The 17,763-nt window shown below is 72.6% G+C and carries 17 protein-coding genes; 9 read left to right on the top strand and 8 right to left on the bottom strand.

Going from position 1 to position 17,763, the window contains the following annotated elements:
* Positions 1-134: 134 nt before the first annotated feature.
* Complete coding sequence (locus tag CHC05_RS21455) at positions 135-632, top strand: NUDIX hydrolase (protein WP_089251578.1); 498 nt, start codon at positions 135-137, stop codon at positions 630-632.
* Here CHC05_RS21455 and trpA read toward each other — a convergent pair.
* The 3 genes from trpA to trpC are packed head-to-tail and all read right to left on the bottom strand — an operon-like array spanning position 629 to position 3,494.
* On the bottom strand, positions 629-1,432 hold the full coding sequence (trpA, locus tag CHC05_RS21450) for a tryptophan synthase subunit alpha (protein ID WP_425426817.1): 804 nt from the start codon (positions 1,430-1,432) through the stop codon (positions 629-631). The two genes, CHC05_RS21455 and trpA, sit on opposite strands and share 4 nt — an antisense overlap.
* The gene (gene trpB, locus CHC05_RS21445) at positions 1,432-2,637 is read right to left on the bottom strand and encodes a tryptophan synthase subunit beta (RefSeq protein WP_089251576.1); all 1,206 of its coding nucleotides are present in this window, start codon (positions 2,635-2,637) and stop codon (positions 1,432-1,434) included. The genes trpA and trpB overlap by 1 nt, the downstream gene beginning before the upstream one ends.
* Positions 2,634-3,494: an indole-3-glycerol phosphate synthase TrpC gene (gene trpC / locus CHC05_RS21440; RefSeq protein WP_245871109.1), complete on the bottom strand. Its 861-nt coding sequence runs from the start codon at positions 3,492-3,494 to the stop codon at positions 2,634-2,636. Before trpC ends, trpB begins: the two co-directional genes overlap by 4 nt.
* Positions 3,495-3,789: 295 nt before the next feature.
* Here trpC and CHC05_RS21435 point away from each other — a divergent pair, with 295 nt between their 5' ends.
* Positions 3,790-4,035 carry a hypothetical protein gene (locus CHC05_RS21435; protein ID WP_179266309.1) on the top strand — a complete coding sequence of 82 codons (246 nt, stop codon included), beginning with the start codon at positions 3,790-3,792 and terminating at the stop codon, positions 4,033-4,035.
* Here CHC05_RS21435 and CHC05_RS21430 read toward each other — a convergent pair.
* Genes CHC05_RS21430 through hisI form a run of 3 tightly spaced genes read right to left on the bottom strand, consistent with a single transcriptional unit; the run spans position 4,028 to position 6,386 of the window.
* A complete protein-coding gene (locus CHC05_RS21430) occupies positions 4,028-4,519 on the bottom strand; it encodes a Trp biosynthesis-associated membrane protein (protein ID WP_089251570.1) in 492 nt (163 codons plus the stop codon). The two genes, CHC05_RS21435 and CHC05_RS21430, sit on opposite strands and share 8 nt — an antisense overlap.
* Complete coding sequence (locus tag CHC05_RS21425) at positions 4,516-6,033, bottom strand: anthranilate synthase component I (RefSeq protein ID WP_089251568.1); 1,518 nt, start codon at positions 6,031-6,033, stop codon at positions 4,516-4,518. Before CHC05_RS21425 ends, CHC05_RS21430 begins: the two co-directional genes overlap by 4 nt.
* On the bottom strand, positions 6,030-6,386 hold the full coding sequence (gene hisI / locus CHC05_RS21420) for a phosphoribosyl-AMP cyclohydrolase (protein WP_089251566.1): 357 nt from the start codon (positions 6,384-6,386) through the stop codon (positions 6,030-6,032). Before hisI ends, CHC05_RS21425 begins: the two co-directional genes overlap by 4 nt.
* 300 nt (positions 6,387-6,686) lie before the next feature.
* On the opposite strand from hisI, the gene CHC05_RS21415 reads away from it, so the two are divergent.
* The 5 genes from CHC05_RS21415 to CHC05_RS21395 all read left to right on the top strand — a co-directional run bounded on the left by CHC05_RS21415 (position 6,687) and on the right by CHC05_RS21395 (position 12,174).
* Entirely contained in the window at positions 6,687-9,143 is a 2,457-nt protein-coding gene (locus CHC05_RS21415) for a midas domain-containing protein (protein WP_089251564.1), read from the top strand.
* 124 nt (positions 9,144-9,267) lie between these two features.
* Positions 9,268-9,990 carry an ABC transporter ATP-binding protein gene (locus tag CHC05_RS21410; protein ID WP_089251562.1) on the top strand — a complete coding sequence of 241 codons (723 nt, stop codon included), beginning with the start codon at positions 9,268-9,270 and terminating at the stop codon, positions 9,988-9,990.
* Complete coding sequence (locus CHC05_RS21405) at positions 9,990-10,724, top strand: ABC transporter permease (protein WP_089251560.1); 735 nt, start codon at positions 9,990-9,992, stop codon at positions 10,722-10,724. The genes CHC05_RS21410 and CHC05_RS21405 overlap by 1 nt, the downstream gene beginning before the upstream one ends.
* Before the next feature lie 60 nt (positions 10,725-10,784).
* A complete protein-coding gene (locus CHC05_RS21400) occupies positions 10,785-11,417 on the top strand; it encodes a TetR/AcrR family transcriptional regulator (protein ID WP_089251558.1) in 633 nt (210 codons plus the stop codon).
* 10 nt (positions 11,418-11,427) lie between these two features.
* On the top strand, positions 11,428-12,174 hold the full coding sequence (locus CHC05_RS21395; protein WP_089251556.1) for a class I SAM-dependent methyltransferase: 747 nt from the start codon (positions 11,428-11,430) through the stop codon (positions 12,172-12,174).
* Here CHC05_RS21395 and CHC05_RS21390 read toward each other — a convergent pair.
* Both CHC05_RS21390 and CHC05_RS21385 read right to left on the bottom strand, forming a co-directional pair.
* Positions 12,171-13,985 carry an ABC transporter ATP-binding protein gene (locus tag CHC05_RS21390; protein WP_089251554.1) on the bottom strand — a complete coding sequence of 605 codons (1,815 nt, stop codon included), beginning with the start codon at positions 13,983-13,985 and terminating at the stop codon, positions 12,171-12,173. The genes CHC05_RS21395 and CHC05_RS21390 overlap by 4 nt on opposite strands.
* The gene (locus CHC05_RS21385) at positions 13,982-15,850 is read right to left on the bottom strand and encodes an ABC transporter ATP-binding protein (RefSeq protein ID WP_245871107.1); all 1,869 of its coding nucleotides are present in this window, start codon (positions 15,848-15,850) and stop codon (positions 13,982-13,984) included. The genes CHC05_RS21390 and CHC05_RS21385 overlap by 4 nt, the downstream gene beginning before the upstream one ends.
* A 164-nt stretch (positions 15,851-16,014) precedes the next feature.
* On the opposite strand from CHC05_RS21385, the gene CHC05_RS21380 reads away from it, so the two are divergent.
* On the top strand, positions 16,015-16,644 hold the full coding sequence (locus CHC05_RS21380; protein WP_089251552.1) for a TIGR03085 family metal-binding protein: 630 nt from the start codon (positions 16,015-16,017) through the stop codon (positions 16,642-16,644).
* Between the two features lie 71 nt (positions 16,645-16,715).
* Entirely contained in the window at positions 16,716-17,663 is a 948-nt protein-coding gene (locus tag CHC05_RS21375) for a terpene synthase family protein (RefSeq protein ID WP_089251550.1), read from the top strand.
* The last annotated feature ends 100 nt before the right edge of the window (positions 17,664-17,763 follow it).

Here is a 17,763-nt window from a genome sequence, read left to right as displayed (position 1 = left end):
CAACACGGTACCGTCGCGGATGGTGCTCACGGCACCCCGGGTTAGGTGCAGATCTATCCGGACACCGCACGCATCCCACCCGACGACCGCACGATGGCTGACGTTAACCCGCCGGCGGCGTACCTTGATGGGGTATGAACTCCCTCACATCCGCGGTCGGAGCGATCGTCACGGACGACGCCGGCCGCGTGCTGCTCTGCCAGCAGAGCCAGGGACACCGCCGGTGGGGGCTGCCGGGCGGGAAGGTCCGTGAGAACGAGAGCCCCATCCATGCCGCGGTACGCGACATTCGCGAAGAGACCGGCATGGATGTGGAGATCGTCGATCTGGTCGGTCTCTACGAGCTGTGCGGCCAGGGTCTGCCCGACCTCGTGGTGCACGTGTTCCGCTGCCACGCCCGCGGCGAGGCCCTGAACAACGCGCCCGGCCGGATCTGCCGCCTCAGCTATCACGACCCCGGCGACCTGCCCGGGCCGATGACGCCGACCACGCGCATGGCGATCGCCGACGCGCTGGCCGGCCGCTCCGGCGTGCTCAGCCGGGTCGACCGCGACGCGGAACCGGACTATCCGGACGCCGCGGACACGGTCGACGTACGCGGCCAGGACGTCGTCGTCGGTCTCGCGGGCTAGCGACGCACCGCCCGCACGCCGGCAGCCAGTTCCGCTGACAGTGACCGCAGTGCGGTCAGCCCCGACGCCTCGTCGGGCGCGTCCAGCACGCACCGGATCAACGCGCTGCCGACGATCACGCCGTCGGCGAACGAGCCGACCTCGGCGGCCTGTGCGCCGTCGCGTACGCCCAGACCCACCCCGACCGGCAGGTCCGGGTTGACCGCGCGCACGCGCGCGACCAGGGTCGGCGCCGCCGTCGAGGTCTGCTCGCGGGCGCCGGTGACGCCCATCAGCGCGGTGGCGTAGACGAAGCCGCGGCAGTGCGCCACGGTCATCGCCAGCCGGGCGTCGGTCGACGAGGGCGAGACCAGGAACGTGCGGTCGAGCGCGTGGGCGTCGGACGCGGCCAGCCAGTCGTGCGCCTCGTCCGGGATCAGGTCGGGCGTGATCAGCCCGGTGCCACCCGCCGCCGCGTAGTCACGGGCGAACCGGTCGACGCCGTACTGCTCGATGGGGTTCCAGTAGGTCATCGTGACCACCGGGGCACCCGTGGCCGCGACGGCCTCGACGATCCGCATCGTGTCTGCCACCCGGACCCCGTTGGCCAGCGCGATGTCGCTGGCCTTCTGGATCACCGGACCGTCCATCACCGGGTCGCTGTACGGGATCTCCAGCTCGATGACGTCGACGCCGGCCTCGACCATCGCCTTCATCGCCGCGATGCTGCCGTCGACGGTCGGGAACCCGGCCGGCATGCAGCCGACCAGCACCGCCCGGCCCTCGGCCCTGGCCTTCTCAAACGCGACGCTGATGCTCATCAGAGGATCCCGAAGTATTCGCCGGCGGTGTGCGCGTCCTTGTCGCCCCGGCCGGACAGGTTGACCACGATGACCGGCTCCCGGCCGAGTTCTTCGCGCAGCGCGGGGATGATCCGCAGGGCACCGGCCAGCGCGTGGGCGCTCTCGATCGCCGGGATGATCCCCTCGGTGCGGCAGAGCAGCTGGAAGGCGGCCATCGCCTCCGAGTCGTCGACCGGCTCGTAGACCGCCCGGCCGGTGTCGTGGAGCCAGGCGTGCTCGGGCCCGACGGCCGGGTAGTCCAGCCCGGCCGAGATCGAGTGCGACTCCAGCGTCTGGCCGTCGGCGTCCTGCAGCACGTACGTCCGGGCGCCGTGCAGCACGCCCTTCGAGCCGGCCGTGATCGACGCCGCGGTCCGGCCGGTCTTGACGCCGTCGCCGCCCGCCTCGAAGCCGTACAGCCGGACGCCCTCGTCGGGGACGAACGCGTGGAAGATGCCGATCGCGTTGGACCCGCCGCCGACGCACGCGGCCACCGCGTCGGGCAGCCCGCCGAGCTTCTCCAGCGACTGGGCGCGGGCCTCGCGGCCGATGCCACCCACGAAGTCGCGGACCAGCTCCGGGAACGGGTGCGGGCCGGCCGCCGTGCCCAGCAGGTAGTGGGTCTCGTCGACCGAGGCGACCCAGTCGCGCAGGGCCTCGTTGAGCGCGTCCTTCAGCGTCCGCGAGCCGTTGGCCACCGGGATGACCGTGGCGCCCAGCATCCGCATGCGGGCGACGTTGAGCGCCTGGCGCTCCGTGTCGAGCTCGCCCATGTAGACCACGCACTCGAGGTCCAGATACGCGGCCGCGGTCGCCGCCGCCACGCCGTGCTGGCCGGCGCCGGTCTCGGCGATCACCCGGCGCTTGCCCATCCGCTTGGTGAGCAGCGCCTGGCCGAGCACGTTGCGCACCTTGTGCGCGCCGGTGTGCAGCAGGTCCTCGCGCTTGAGCAGGATCCGGGCGCCGGCCTGGGCGCTCAGCCGGCGGGCCTCGTAGAGCATCGAGGGCGCACCCGCGTAGTCACGCAGCATCGCCTCGAACTCGGCCACGAACGCCGGGTCGGCCTTGGCGGCCCGGTAGGCGGCGTCGAGCTCGTCGAGCGCGGCGACCAGCGCCTCCGGGATGAACCGGCCCCCGAAGGGCCCGAAGTGCCCGGTGGCGTCGGGCAGCAGAACGTCGGTCATCGCACAGGCCTCGGGGTCGCGGGGTGGTTGCCGGCGTTGACCAGCTCGGCGACGGCGTCCCGTGGGCTCTTCTGGGTCACCAGTCCCTCGCCGACCAGCACCGCGTCGGCACCGGCGGAGGCGTAGCGGATGAGGTCGTGGGGCCCGCGTACACCCGACTCCGCGATCTTGACCACGTTGTTGGGCAGCCCGGGCGCGATCCGCTCGAACACCGATCGGTCCACCTCGAGCGTACGCAGGTTGCGGGCGTTGACCCCGATCACCCGCGCGCCGGCCTCCATGGCCCGGTCGGCCTCTTCCTCGTCGTGCACCTCGACGAGCGCGGTCATGCCGAGCGACTCGATCCGCTCCAGCAGGCCGGTCAGCACGTTCTGCTCGAGCGCGGCGACGATCAGCAGCACCATGTCGGCACCGTGCGCCCGCGCCTCGTGCACCTGGTAGCTGGAGACCACGAAGTCCTTGCGGAGCACCGGGATGTCGACCGCGGCCCGCACGGCGGCCAGGTCCTCCAGCGAGCCGCCGAACCAGCGGCCCTCGGTGAGGACGCTGATGCAGCGGGCACCACCGCCCGCGTACTCACTGGCCAGGTCGGCAGGGTCGGGGATGTCGGCGAGCTGGCCGCGGGACGGCGAGGCGCGCTTGACCTCCGCGATCACAGCGACACCGGGCCGGCGCAGCGCCGCGTGGGCGTCGCGGGGCGGTGGCGCGGCGGCCGCGAGCCGTTTGACCTCTTCCAGTGGCACCTGCTGCTGCCGACTTTCGACGTCTTCGCGTACGCCCGCGATGATCTCGTCGAGGACACTTACCGGCGCCGCCGGGTTGGCGCCGTCGTCACCCTGCGGTTGATCAGCATTCACCAACGGACTCCCCTTTCCGGGTGTCATGCGCCCGATGCTATGGCCAGCCGGACGGCGGACAGCGTCCGGGGTATGGGCCGTCTCACCCCGCGTGGTCGGGCATAATGCCCGGCCCGTCCCACGCTGGGTGTGCCCGCCGTTACTAAGGGGGTGACGGGGACCGCATCCGCCACGGGTCGGACACTCTGGCGAAACAGCCCTCGGGGAGGATGTCGTCGGGCAAACTGGTCGACGGTGGCCACTTGTGCACCGACCACAGGGGACTTGTTCATCGGGGCGGGCTATGGACAACACACTGGCACGGCAGCAGGGCGGGATAGCGGACCTTCCACGGGCGGTCCTGTCCGCCGCGTACGGGGTCATCGACAGCGCGTCGCGGGTGGTCGCCGGAGACCGCGTCCGCACGGCGCGCGGCAACGCCTGGGAGGCCATCTGTGCCGACCGGGCCCGCGCGGACCAGCGCGACGAGGTGCGGCGTCACGTGGCGATGATCGTCACCATGCCGCGGGTGGCGAAGGCCAAGGCCCGCTCGCTCACCTGACCGTCGGGTCCTCGCCGCGGTCCAGGGCGTTCCAGGTGTCGGTGGTGCCCCCCACCGACTTCGGCGACCGCTCGTAGCGCGCGCCCATGCCCGGCCAGCGGTGGCCGGCTGTTACGGCCGCCAGCCCCGCCAGCACCACCAGCAGTCCGCCGACCGCGGTGAGGGCCGGCCACGCGGTGCTGGCGTCGAAGGCCCGACCCACCGACAGGGCCACCAGACCGACACCCAGCAGCAGCACGAGTACGCCGACCGCACGGCGTCCCCAGCCCCGGGTGGCCAGCAGCGCCCCGGCGCCGGCCAGCCCGACGAGCGCGAGCGCGGCCAGGCCCGGCACGAGGTCGCCGCCGGTCTGGTCGAAGCTCGACGGCGACGCGATCCCGTGGGTGTAGCCGCTCTCCCACGTGCGGCCGGCGCCGATGAACGCCAGGCCGGCACCGACGACGCAGAGCAGGACGGTCAGGGTGAGGCCCTTTCTCCCCGTCATCGCGCTGCCCTCAGCGTCTCCGCCGCGCTGATCGCGGCCAGGACCGCGGCGGCCTTGTTCTGGGTCTCCCGCTCCTCGGCGGCCGGGTCGGAGTCGGCGACGATGCCGGCGCCCGCCTGCACGTAGGCGACGCCGTCGCGGATCAGCGCGGTGCGGATCGCGATCGCCATGTCGAGGTCGCCGGCGAAGCCGAGGTAGCCGACGGTGCCCCCGTAGACTCCCCGCCGGGTCGGCTCCAGCTCCTCGATGATCTCCATCGCCCGAACCTTGGGCGCACCGGACAGCGTGCCGGCCGGGAACGTGGCCGCCAGCGCGTCGAACGCGGTGCGGTCCGGGTGGAGCTGACCGACCACGGTCGAGACGATGTGCATGACGTGGCTGTAGCGCTCGATGGTGGCGAACTCCGGCACCTCGACCGTGCCCGGCAGGCACACCCGGCCCAGGTCGTTGCGGCCCAGGTCGACCAGCATCACGTGCTCGGCCCGCTCCTTGGGGTCGGCCAGGAGCTCGGTGGCGAGCTCGTTGTCGTCGCGCTGGGTCCGGCCGCGCGGCCGGGTGCCGGCGATCGGGTGCAGCAGGGCCCGCCCGTCGGTGACCTTGAGGTGGGCCTCCGGCGACGAGCCCACGATGTCGAAGTCGTCGAACCGCAGCAGATACATGTACGGGCTGGGGTTGGTGGTCCGCAGCACCCGGTAGACGTCGAGCGGGTCAGCCGTGGTCCGGCGTTCGAACCGCTGCGAGACGACGATCTGGAAGCACTCGCCGGCCCGGATCGCCTCCTTGGCCAGCTCGACCGCCTTGGGGTAGCCACCCTCCGGCGTCCGGCTCTCCAGCGTCGGCTCGGCCGGCGGCAGGTCGATCGTGGAGATCATCGGCGGGGTCGGCCTCGACAACGAGGTGGTCATCGCGTCCAGCCGGCCGACCGCGTGGTGGTAGGCGGCGGCTACGTTCTCCTCCGTCGCGTTCGGCGGCAGGATCGCGTTGGCGACCAGGATCGCCGAGCCCGCGTAGTGGTCGAGCACCACCAGGTCGGTCGCCAGCATCATGCCGAGCTCCGGCACGCCGAGGTCGTCGTCCGCCAGCTCGGGGAGGCGTTCGAACCTTCTCACCAGGTCGTACGCCAGGTAGCCGACCATGCCTCCGGTCAGCGGCGGACCGTCGGGGTCGTGCCGGCGGCCGGTCAGCGCTTCGACGGTCGCGCGCAGCACGTCGACCGGGTCGCCGTCGGTCGGCACGCCCTCCGGAGGGGTGCCCAGCCATGCCGCCCGGCCGCCGCGCTCCACCAGCGTCGCGGCGCTGCGGACGCCGACGAAGGAGTAGCGCGACCAGGCCGTCCCGGCTCCTTGTTCCGCCGACTCCAGCAGGAAGGTGCCCGGGCCGCCGGCCAGCTTGCGGTAGACGCCGACCGGGGTCTCGCCGTCGGCGAGCAGCCGCCGGGTGACCGGCACGACCCGGCCGGTGCGCGCCTGCTCGGCGAACCCGTCCAGGGTGGGCGTGACCGCTCCGGTGGTCATGCGCGCACCGGGAGCTCGTCTTCGAAGCACGTCGGCGTGCCCGTGTGGCAGGCCGGCCCGACCTGTTCGACGGTCAGCAGGATGGTGTCGCCGTCGCAGTCGAGGGCGGCGGACTTCACGTACTGGTGGTGGCCCGAGGTCTCGCCCTTGACCCAGAGCTCCCGGCGGCTGCGCGACCAGTAGGTGGCCCGGCCGGTGGTCAGCGTGCGATGCAGCGCCTCGTCGTTCATCCAGGCGAGCATCAGCACCTCGCCGTCGTCGTGCCGGCGGACGACAGCGGGCACCAGCCCGTCGTCGGTGCGCTTCAGACGGGCAGCGATCGCCGGGTCGAGACCCGATTCTGGTACGGCCACCCGACCAATTGTTCCGTACCGGCGGCGGGAGCGGATCCTTGGGATATCTAGGCGAAATCGGGGGCTGTGCTCGGGCTCACGTCACGGTAGTTTGAGCGTGCGCCGCCCGGGTTTCTCCATCTCACCGGCGGGGCGCTCCCCTGCCCTTTCCGCGTGTCCACCCGTGCCTGTCGCACGGGCCCGACGCGTTCCGTTCCGGCAGTCGCGTCCCGTCTCCCCCCACCTGTCCGGCGCGCCCCCATCCTGGCATCGCCCGGCCGGGTCGCCGTTGACGGAGCGGACGGAAGGAAACAACCCGACATGCAGCCCCAACCCCAGCCCGATCAGGGCGAGCCCACCATCTCCCTGCCCGGCCAGCGCCCGCCCGGCGACGACGGCCCGGTGTCGGCGCTCGACGCCCTCGCCGCCGCCCAGGCGGCCGAGACCACCGAGCCGGCCGGCCCGGTGTCTGCCGGCCCGGTGTCGGCGGCCCTGACCGAGACCACGATCGAGACCCCTGTCATCCGTCCGAGTGAACCGGCCACGCCGGCGCTTCCTCCGATGACGAGCCAGTTCGCTTCCCCGTGGGCGACCGCTCCCGCATCCACGGAGTCCGAAACGGACAGCGCCGCGCCGGACGCCGAGGCCGCCCTGGACGCGGCGGACGCGTCGGCGGTGGCCGAGGCCGAGGCGGCCGCGGCGGAGGTCGGCGAGACCGAGCCGGCCGCCGCCGAGGAGGCCGCGGCCGCCGCGGCCGAGGCCGACCCGGAGTTCGAGCGCGAGTGGCAGGCGCTGCTGGCCGAGGAGGCCGCGTCGACCACCGACACGCCCGCCGAGGGCGCGGAACCGGCGGCGGTCACCACTGTGGACACCGACGCGGCCGAGACCACCGACACCGCGACCGACCCGGCCCCCGAGGCCGAGACCGATACGGTCGAAGCTGAGGCTGACGCCGAGACCGACACGGTCGAGGCAGAGGCTTACGCGGAGGCCGACACGGTCGAGGCCGAGGCCGACGCTGTCGAGGCGGAGGCCCAAGCGGACGCCGTCGAGGCGGAGGCCGACGCGCCCGAGGCGGAGGCCGACGCGGTTGGGGCGGAGCCCGACGCGGTCGAGGCAGAGCCCGACGCGGTCGAGGCAGAGCCCGACGCGGTCGAGGCAGAGCCCGACGCGGTCGAGGCAGACGTGATCGACGCGGAGGCCCAGTCGGACGCGGACGCGCTCGACGCGGACGCAGTCGAAGCCGAAGCGGACGCTGACGCTGACGCGGTCGAGACTGACGCTGAAGCAGCCGAGGCTGAGGCCGTCGAGGCCGAGCCCGAGGCGGTCACGGAGACCGACGACGAGGACATCGCGGACGCGGAAGCCGAAGCCGTCACGGATGCCGGCGACGAAGCGGCACCGGAGGCCACCACCGACGAGGACGCCGAGCCGGAAGCCGTTGCGGAGGAGGACGCCGAAGCGGCGTCCGAGGCCGACGAGGAGGACAGCGCGGACGCGGAGCCCGAGGCCGTCACCGAGACCGACGACGAGGACGCCACGGACGCCGAGCCCGAGGCCGTCACCGAGGACGACGGCGAAGCAGCGGCCGAGGCCGTCGCCGAGACCGAGGACGACGCTGCGGACGCGGAGCCGGAGGCGGTGGCCGAGGCCGACGACGAGGCTGCGACTGACGACGCCACCGACGAGGACGTCGCCGACGTCGAGCCCGAAGCCGTGACCGATGTCGAGGCCGACAGCGACAGCGACGCCGAGGTCGACGCCGACGCGGACGACGAGCCGGAAGCCGTCGCCGAGGTTGCGGCGGAGTCCGACGCCGAGGCCGAGGCCGACGACGAGGCGCACGACGACAAAGAGCCGGAAGCTGTCGCCGAGATCGAGAGCGACGACGAAGAAGCCGCGGACGCGGAAACCGAGGCGGTTGCCGAGGCCGACGACGCCGAGCCCGAAGCGGTCGCCGAGGCCGAGGACGAGGACGTGGCAGCGTCCGACGAAGCCGTTGCCGACGTTGAGCCCGAAGCCGCGACTGATGTCGAGGCCGACGCCGACGCGGACGAAGAGCCGGAAGCCGTCGCCGAGACCGAGCCCGAGGCCGCTGCCGACGATGACTCGGAGCCGGAAGCTGTCGCTGACGTCGAGACTGACGACGAAGACGCTGCGGACGCGGAGCCCGAGGCGGTGACCGAGGTCGCGGCCGAGCCCGAAGCCGCGGAGGCTGACGGCGAGCCCGAGGCCGACGAGGTCGCGGCCGAGGCGGACGAGGAGCTGGTCGAGACCGCCGCTGTCGAGGCGCCGGCGGAGGAGACGGCGGCCGACGAGGAGGGGCTGGCGGAGACCGCCGAGGCGCCTCAGCCCGTCGACGACGTGGCCGAGGGCGACGAGCCGGACGACGACGCGGCAGAGGTGGTTCCCGTGGTCGCCGCGCCGACGTTGGCCGATCTCGGGTCGCCGGCCGCGGACGTGCGGCCGGTCAGTGGGCCGCCGCTGCGTCCGGGTGACGTGCCGGAGACGCGGATCGCCGTGTGGAGCGCCGACGCGGCCGACGCGCTGCGGTCCGAGTGGCACGAAGTCAAGGCCCAGTTCGTCGACGAGCCGACCGAGGCCCTCGGGCACGCTCAGGCCCTGGTGGCCCGGGCGGTGCAGCAGCTCGCCGAGACGCTGCTCGCCGAGCAGGTCGAGCTCGACCCGCGGCGCGACAACGACGCGCCGGACACCGAGGCGATGCGGGTGGCGATGCGCCGCTACCGCGACTTCCTCGACCGGGTGCTCGCGCTCTAGCAAGACAAACCGACGCCCCGGTCCCCCCGAACGTGTAGGGGGCCGGGGCGTTCGCTTGCGTACACCCATCTATTTCATCTACCGTTGAGTTCAACAGGCGTTGAATTTCAGAGACGGAGGAACGATGGAGACCGCGATCGAGGTCACCGACCTCGTGATCAACCGCGGAAAGCGCGAGGTGCTGCACGGGTTCAGCTGCGCCATCCCGCGCGGCAGCATCACCGGGCTGCTCGGGCCCAGCGGCAGCGGCAAGACCACCTTGATGCGCGCCGTCGTCGGCGTGCAGCTCGTCGCCTCGGGGCGGGTCACCGTCCTCGGCGAGCCGGCCGGCTCCGCGCCGCTCCGGCGCAAGATCGGCTACCTGACGCAGGCCCCCAGCGTCTACGACGACCTCACGGTCCGCGAGAACGCCCGCTACTTCGCCTCGCTCTACGGGCTCGGCGCGGCCGATGCCGAGGCCGCCCTCGACGGGGTCGGGCTCTCCGGCGCCGCGCACCAGCTCGTCGGCAACCTGTCCGGCGGGCAGCGCAGCCGGGCCTCGCTGGCCTGCGCGATCGTCGGCCGCCCGGAGGTCCTCGTCCTCGACGAGCCGACCGTCGGCCAGGACCCGTTGCTCCGCGACGAGCTCTGGGCCCGGTTCCGCGCCCTGGCCGCCGACGGCGCCACGATCCTGGTCTCCAGCCACGTCATGGACGAGGCCAACCGCTGCGACCGGCTGCTGCTGATCCGCGACGGCCACCTGATCGGCGACGACACCCCGGCGGCGATCAAAGCCACCGCCGGCACCGACGACCTCGACGAGGCGTTCCTGCGCATCATCCGTCAACAGGAGAAGGCGGCCGCGTGATGTCTCCCCACATCCTCGCCAGCACGATCGGCCGGATCGTCCGGCAGCTCCGGCACGACCGCCGCACGGTCGGGCTCGTCATCGTCGTACCCCTGCTGCTGTTGACCCTGCTCTATTTCATGTTCGACGGCGGGCTGATGTTCGACCGGGTCGCGCTGGTCATGCTCGGCATCTTCCCCTTCATCATCATGTTCCTGATCACCAGCATCGCGATGCTGCGCGAACGCACGAGCGGCACGCTGGAGCGCCTCTTCACCACCCCGGTCGGCAAGCTCGACCTGCTCTTCGGCTACGGCATCGCGTTCGGGCTCGTGGCCGCCGCGCAGGCGACCGTCGCGGCGGGCCTGGCCTACTGGCTGTTCGACCTGCACACCGCCGGCAGCCTCTGGCTGGTCATCGTGATCGCGGTGGCCAACGCGGTGCTCGGCGTCGCGCTCGGCCTGCTGTGCAGCGCGTTCGCCCGCACCGAGTTCCAGGCCGTGCAGTTCATGCCGGTGGTGGCGATCCCGCAGATCCTGCTCTGCGGGCTGTTCGTCGCCCGCGACTCGATGGCCGGCTGGTTGCAGGTGATCAGCGACGTGCTGCCACTGTCCTATTCGGTGGAGGCACTCACCGAGGTCGGCGCGCACGCCGACCCGACCGGCACGATGTGGCGGGACCTTGGCATCGTGATCGGCGCGATCATCCTCGCGCTCGTCCTCGGCGCCACGACGCTGCGCCGCCGGACGGCCTGACCGGAAACGGGGTCGGGCGTCGCCACGACAAGCGATGCCCGACCCGAAGAAAGGCTAGTGATGGTACGACGGACCGGCCGCCGGCCCGGCAACCCCGACACCCGCGACGCGATCCTCGCGACCGCCCGCACCGCCTTCGCGGAGAAGGGGTACGACGGTGCCTCGATCCGCCACATCGCGACCGGCGCCGGCGTCGACCCGGCCCTGGTCCACCACTACTTCGGCACCAAGGACAAGCTGTTCCTGGCCGCGATGAACGCGCCGCTCGACCCCGGTGAGCTCATCCCGGAGGTCCTCGCCGGCGACCAGGACGCCATCGGCGAACGGCTGGTCCGGTTCTTCCTCTCGATCTGGGACTCGCCCGCGGGCAAGGCCGGCGTGGCCATGCTGCGCTCGGCGGTGAGCAGCGAGTGGACGGCCAAGCTGTTCCGTGAGTTCGTCGTCAGCCAGGTGCTGCGCCGGGTGCGCCAGCTCGTGCCCATGCCGCCCGCGGAAGCGCCGATGCGGGTCAGCCTGGTGGCCAGCCAGCTCGCCGGGCTGGCGATGGCCCGCTACGTGATCAAGATAGAGCCGCTGGCGTCGGCGTCGCCGGATGTGCTGGTAGCGGCCATCGGCCCGACCATCCAGCGCTACGTCTTCGGCGACCTGTCCGGCATCTGGCCCAGCCCGCCACCGCCCGACGCGGCGGGCTAGCCTGGCCCGCATGGCCGAGTCCCTGCCGTTCGACCGTGTCGCCGACTCCTACGACGAGACCCGGGGTGGCGAGCAGCGTGGTCGGCAGTTCGCCGCCGCGCTCGCACCGCACCTGCTGCCGGGCCGGGTGCTGGAGATCGGCGTCGGCACCGGTCTGGTCGCCGCCGCGCTCGCCCAGGTGCACGGCGTACCCGCCGTGGGTGTCGACCTCTCCCCCGCCATGCTCACGCACGCGCACACCCGGCTCGGCGCCCGGGTCGCGGTCGGCGACGCCCGTGGGCTGCCGGTGCGGGACGCGGCGGTGGACAACGCCTTCTTCGCCGGCGCACTGCACGTGATCGTCGACGTGGACGCGGCGTTCGCGGAGGCGGCGCGGGTGGTCCGCCCGGGCGGCCGGGTGCTGGCCCTGTCGGCGAGCAGCGACCGGGACCGCCACGATGTCTTCGCGCCGTTGCTGGAAGGGCTGCCCGGCCGCGACCGGGTCGACCTGCCTGACGCGGTGCTGGCCGCCGCCACCGAGGCCGGGCTGCGTACCCGCGAGAGCCGGGAGGTCACGGTCGGCGCCGCGGCCACGTCGCCCAACCAGATCGCCGAGACCATCGAGACCCGCGCCTGGTCGTACCTGTGGAACGTCGACGGCGCCGTCTGGGTCTCCACCGTCATGCCGATCGTGCAGGGCCTCCGCGACCTGCCCGACCCGGACGAGCCGCGCGACCGCCGCCTGACCTTCCAGCTCTCGGTGTTCGAGAAGCCTTAGCGGGTCTGTTCGAGCCAGCTCGCGTAGAGCTTGCCGTAGACCGAGCCCGAGTCCTGGACCAGCTTGTCGTGCGGGCCGCGCTGCACGACGCGGCCCTTGTCGACCACGATCACCTCGTCGGCGGCCTGCGCGGTCGAGAGCCGGTGCGCGATGGCGACCGTCGTGCGGCCGCGGGTGACCGCGTCGAGGGTGCGCTGCAGGCGGACCTCGGTGGCCGGGTCGACCGCGCTGGTCGCCTCGTCGAGCACCAGCAGGTCGGGATCCGCCACGTACGCGCGGGCCAGCGCGACCAACTGCCGCTCGCCGACGCTGAGCGCCTCGCCGCGCTCGCCCACCCGGGTCGCGAGCCCGTTCGGCAGGCTCTCCACCCAGTCGGTCAGGCCGAGCTCGGTGAACGCCAGCGCGAGGTCCGCGTCAGTCAGGTCCGGGCGGGCGAACCGCACGTTCTCGGCCACCGTCGCGTCGAACAGGAAGCCGTCCTGCGGCACCATCACCACGCGGGAGCGCAGCGAGTCGAAGCGGAGCTGGTCCAGGGGCACGCCGGAGAGCCGTACCGTGCCGGTCGTCGGGTCCATGAGACGGGTGAGCAGCTTGGCGAACGTCGTCTTGCCGCTGCCCGTCTCGCCGACCACGGCCACCCGGGTCTTCGCCGGGATGTCCAGGTCGACGTCGTCGAGCACGATCGGGCCGCCGTACGTGAAGGACACGTCCTCGAATCGCACGTCGATCGGCCCCTCGGGCAGCGAGACGCCCTGCTCGCCGGGGTCGGCCACGTCGGGCGCGACGTCGAGCACGTCGAGGACGCGGCGCCAGCCGGCCACCGCGTTCTGCGCCTCGTTGAGCACCTCGGCGGCGATCTGCACGGGCTGGATGAACAGCGTGACCAGGAAGAGGTACGCGGTGAGCTGGCCGATCGTCAGCGTGCCGCCGATGCCGAGCTGGACGCCGACCACGACCACGGCAGCGGTGGCCAGGCCGGCCGCGATCTCGCCGCTGGAGAAGCCGATCACGCTGGTGCGCAGGGCCCGCATCTGCGACGTCTTGTGCCCGTCGATCGCGGTGTTGAGCCGGGTCCGGGTGCGCTCGGAGACGCCGTACGCCCGGATCACCGGCGCGCCGACGACGCTCTCGGACACCGCCGCGAGCAGGGCGCCCATCCGCTGGCGGACCAGCCCGTACGCGCCGGCCAGGCGCTTCTGGAACGCCCGGATCACGAACACGGCGGGCGCGAACGCGACCAGCACCACGAGCGTGAGCTGCCACGAGTAGAAGGCCATCACGCCGGCGGTGACCAGGAGCTGGCCGGCGCTGATGATCAGGATCACGCCGCCCCACTGGAGGAACTGGGTGATCTGGTCGATGTCGCTGGTCACCCGCGAGACGAGCGAGCCGCGCCGCTCGGACTGCTGGTGCAGCATCGAGAGGTCGTGGATGTGCCGGAAGGTGCGCACCCGCACGTTGGCCAGCGCGGTCTCGCTGACCGTGAACAGCCGCCGCATCATCAGGTAGCCGCACAGCGTGGTCACCGCGAGCACGCCCGCGGTGATCGCGGCGACGGTGCCGACGAAGCCGACGTCGAGCCCGCCGGGACCGGCGATGCCCTTGTCGATCGCCTGCTGGATGGCGACCGGCACGGCGGCCCGGCCCACCATCGAGATGATCGCGAAGAACAGGGTGCCGGCCAGGCCGGTACGCAGCTCGGGCGAGAGCGACAGCCCGCGACGGATGGTGGCCCAGGTCGACTCGGGCCGCTCCTCCGCTGTTTCGTTGACGACTTTCGCTTTCGCCGGCGCGGTGGCGGTGGTCGTCACGCGGTCACCGCCCCTTCGTCCTCGTACGCGTGCTCGCGCTCCCGCTCGGCCTCGGCCCGCTCGTAGGCGGTGACCAGGTCGGCGTACCCCGGTGTGCTGGCCAGCAGCTCGCTGTGGGTGCCGGCGGCGACCACCCGCCCGTGCTCGATGTAGACGACCTCGTCGGCGAGCGCGATCGTGGCCCGCCGGTAGGCGACCACCATGATCGACGTGGGCTGCTCACCGCCGCGCAGGGCGGCCAGGATCGCCGCCTCGACCCGGGGGTCGACCGCGCTGGTGGCGTCGTCGAGCACCAGCAGCCTGGGCCGGCCGGCCAGGGCGCGGGCCAGCGTGAGGCGCTGCCGCTGGCCGCCGGAGAGCGAGGTGCCGCGCTCGCCGACCATCGTGTCGAGGCCCTCGGGCAGGCGCGCGATGAACTCGTCGGCCTGGGCGAGCCGCAGCGCGGCCCAGATCGCGTCGTCGTCGATGCCGGGCCGGTCGAGGGCGACGTTGGCGCGCACCGAGTCGTCGAAGATGAACGGGATCTGCGCGACGAGCGCGGCGTTGTCGGCCAGCGCGGCGGCGGTCAGGTCCGGCAGGTCGTGGCCGTCGATGCTGATCGTGCCGGTGGCCGGGTCGACCAGCCGCACCGCGAGCGAGGCGATCGTCGACTTGCCGGAACCGGTCGGGCCGACCAGGGCGACCGTGCGGCCCTCGGGGACGACGAGGCTGATGTCGTGCAGGACGGTCGGGCCGTGCTCGTCCTGCGTCGCGGCGGCGGCCATGTCGTCGGTGTCGGCGCCGGTGGGATAGGCGTAGTCGACGCCGTCGAAGGCGAGTCGGGCCGGGCTGTCCGACTTTTCCGGACTTATCGTGCCGTAACGCATCTCGCCGGTGGCCGTGAGCACGTGCTGGAGGCGGTCCCAACCCGCCACGCTGCGCGGCAGCTCGGCCAGCACCCAGCCGATCGCGCGCACCGGGAAGGCCAGCACGGTGAACAGGAACGCGATGCTGACCAGGTCGGTCACCGAGATGTCGCCGGCCCGCAGCCGGAACGTGCCGACGATCAGCACGGCCAGCGTGCCGAGGCTCGGCAGCGTCTCCATCAGCGGGTCGAACAGGCCCCGCAGCCGGCCGACCGAGATCAGCGCGTCGCGGAGCTCGCGGGCCTGGCCGGCGAAGCGGTCGGTCTCCTGACCCTCGCGGCCCATCGTCTTGACCACCAGCGCGCCGTCGAAGCTCTCGTGCGCGATCGCGCTGACCTCGCCCCGCATGAGCTGGGCGCGGGCCTGGCGCGGCGCCATCCGGCGCGAGTAGAAGACGTTGATCAGGAACAGCCCGGCGAAGGTGGCCAGGCCGACCAGGGCGAGCACCCAGTCGGTCAGGAACAGCGACCCGACGGCGCCGAGCAGCATCACCAGCGTGCCGACCGCGAACGGCAGGGGCGCGATCGGGAACCAGGCGGCCTCGACGTCGGAGTTGGCGTTGGAGAGCAGGGTGCCGGTCGCGTGCCGGTGGTGCCAGGAGAGCGGGAGGTCGAGGTAGCGGCCGGTGACCAGGCGCCGGTAGCGGGCCTGGAGGCGGAACTGCATGTAGCCGGCACCGAGCCGGCGGCCGAAGATGCCGACCACCCGGAGCACGCTGATCGCCAGCACCGCGAGCGCGCCGAGCCAGAGCAGCGCGTTGTCGACCGCACCGTCCTCGATGGCCGGCACGATGATCTTCCCGACGATGTGCCCGATCACGTACGCGCTGCCCACGACCAGGCCACCGAAGAGCACGCTGCCGCCGACCGCGAACGCGAAGATGCGGGGTTCGTCCTTGATGGCCCGGCCGAGCACGCGGAAGCCCCGGGCGAGCACGTCCCGACTGGTCACGCTCGCCACTATGTTTTGCCCCTCTGTCTGACCGCTCGGCTGCACCCAGGGGGTAAGCCGCGAAATTCCACCGTAATCCTTACCGGACCCAAGCCCTCCGGGCGAGCGGGTATTCCATGTGTCCACCGTCACAGCGGGGTGTGTCGTGGCACACCCTGGCTACGATTCTCGCCATGTCGCGGTTCGTACGGTCCGAACGTCGGAAACTTGCCGACCTTTTCAGCACTGTCGGCCCGGACGCGCCGACGATGTGCACCGGTTGGGTCGCCCGCGACCTGGCCGCGCACCTGGTCATCCGCGAGCGGCGGCCGGACGCCAGCCTCGGCATGTTCATCCCGCCGCTGCGGTCGCACGCGCGCAACATGCTGCGGTCGTTCGCCTCCCGCCCGTACCCGGATCTCGTCGAACTGGTCCGAAACCCGCCGTTGTGGAGCCCGGTCAGCAACCCGCTGGTCGAGGGCATGACGAACGGGCTCGAGTTCTTCGTGCACCACGAGGACGTGCGGCGGGCCCAGGCCGGCTGGCAGCCGCGCGACCTGCCCAAGGAGGACCAGGCGGCGCTCTGGAAGAGCGCGTCGCTGATCGCCCGGCTCCGGCTGCGCAAGTTCCCGGCCGCGCTGCTGGTGCAGGCGCCCGGGTTCGGCGAGGTCACCACGGGCGCCGGCGGCGAGCCGCTCCGGCTGGTCGGTGCGCCCGGCGAGCTCGCCTATTTCCTGTCCGGGCGGCAACGGGCCACCCGGGTTCAGATCGACGGTCCGCCCGAGCTGGCCGATCGGCTGCGGACGTCCCCGCTGAAGATCTGAGGCATCGACCGAACCACCCGTTCCCTCGCCGGCCGGTCGCCAGACATCATCGGGTACGGGCTGGGGGTGGGATGCGGACGTTCGCGGCGACGGCGTTGACCCCGCCGCCGTACGAGTCGCTGGTCCACCCAGCGGTCGCCGAGGTCGCCGCGCACTCCGCCGACTGGGCGGACGCGTTCGGCCTGGTGCCGTCGCCGGCCGCCAGGGAGCGGCTGGCCCGGGCCGACGCCGCCTCGCTCGCGGCGCGGGCCTGTCCCGAGGTGTCCCTGTCGGCGGTCAAGCTGCTGGCCGACCTGATCACCTGGCTGTTCGCGTTCGACGACCGGTGCGACGAGGACGAGCTCGGTGCCAACCCGGCCCGGCTCGCGCCCGCGCTGGCGCCGCTGCTCGAGGTGGTCGACCGGTTCGGCACGACCGCGCACGCGGGCTACCAGCCGGCCGGACCGACCGCGGCCGCGCTGCACGACCTGTGCCGCCGGGTGCGGGCTTTGGGCCGGCCGGGCGGCTTGCTCAAGTTCGCCGCGGCCTTCCGCGAGTACCTGTTCGCCCTGCTCTGGGAGGCGACCAACCGGCAGCTGCACCGGGTGCCGCGGTTCGCCGAGTACGTGCAGATGCGCCGGCACACCGGTGCCGTGCTGCCCAGCTTCGCGCTGACCGACCTGGCCACGGACGGGCTGGCCGCCACCGTCGACCGGGTCGACCCGCGGGTGGTCCGGCTCGACCTGCTGGCCGCCGATCTCGTGTGCTGGTGCAACGACGTCTTCTCGTACGGGAAGGAACGCCTGCGCGACGGGCACAACCTGGCCACGGTCATCGCGTACGAGCTGACCTGGCCGGAGCGGGCGGCCCTGACCGAGGCGGCGGCGCGGTACAACGCGGGGCTGGCCGCCTACGGCGCGTTGGAGGCCGAGGTGCTGGCCGACGCCGACGGTCGGTTGTCGCGCATGCTGCAGTCCCGGCGCCGCTGGTTGCGGGGCACGTACGACTGGTCGCTGGGCGCGCTGCGCTACCACCCCTGAGTCCAGGATAAAGACCCTGGTCAGCCCATGATCGACACGTACGCTCGGGGACTGGCATCGACGTACCGGTTAGCCATACTCTTCGGTAGCAATCGTGAGA

Origin of the sequence: Asanoa hainanensis (genome assembly GCF_900188485.1) — a bacterium.
GTDB lineage: Bacteria > Actinomycetota > Actinomycetes > Mycobacteriales > Micromonosporaceae > Asanoa > Asanoa hainanensis.
Note: the sequence above shows the minus strand (reverse complement) of the source record. Positions and strands in the feature narration are given on the sequence as shown.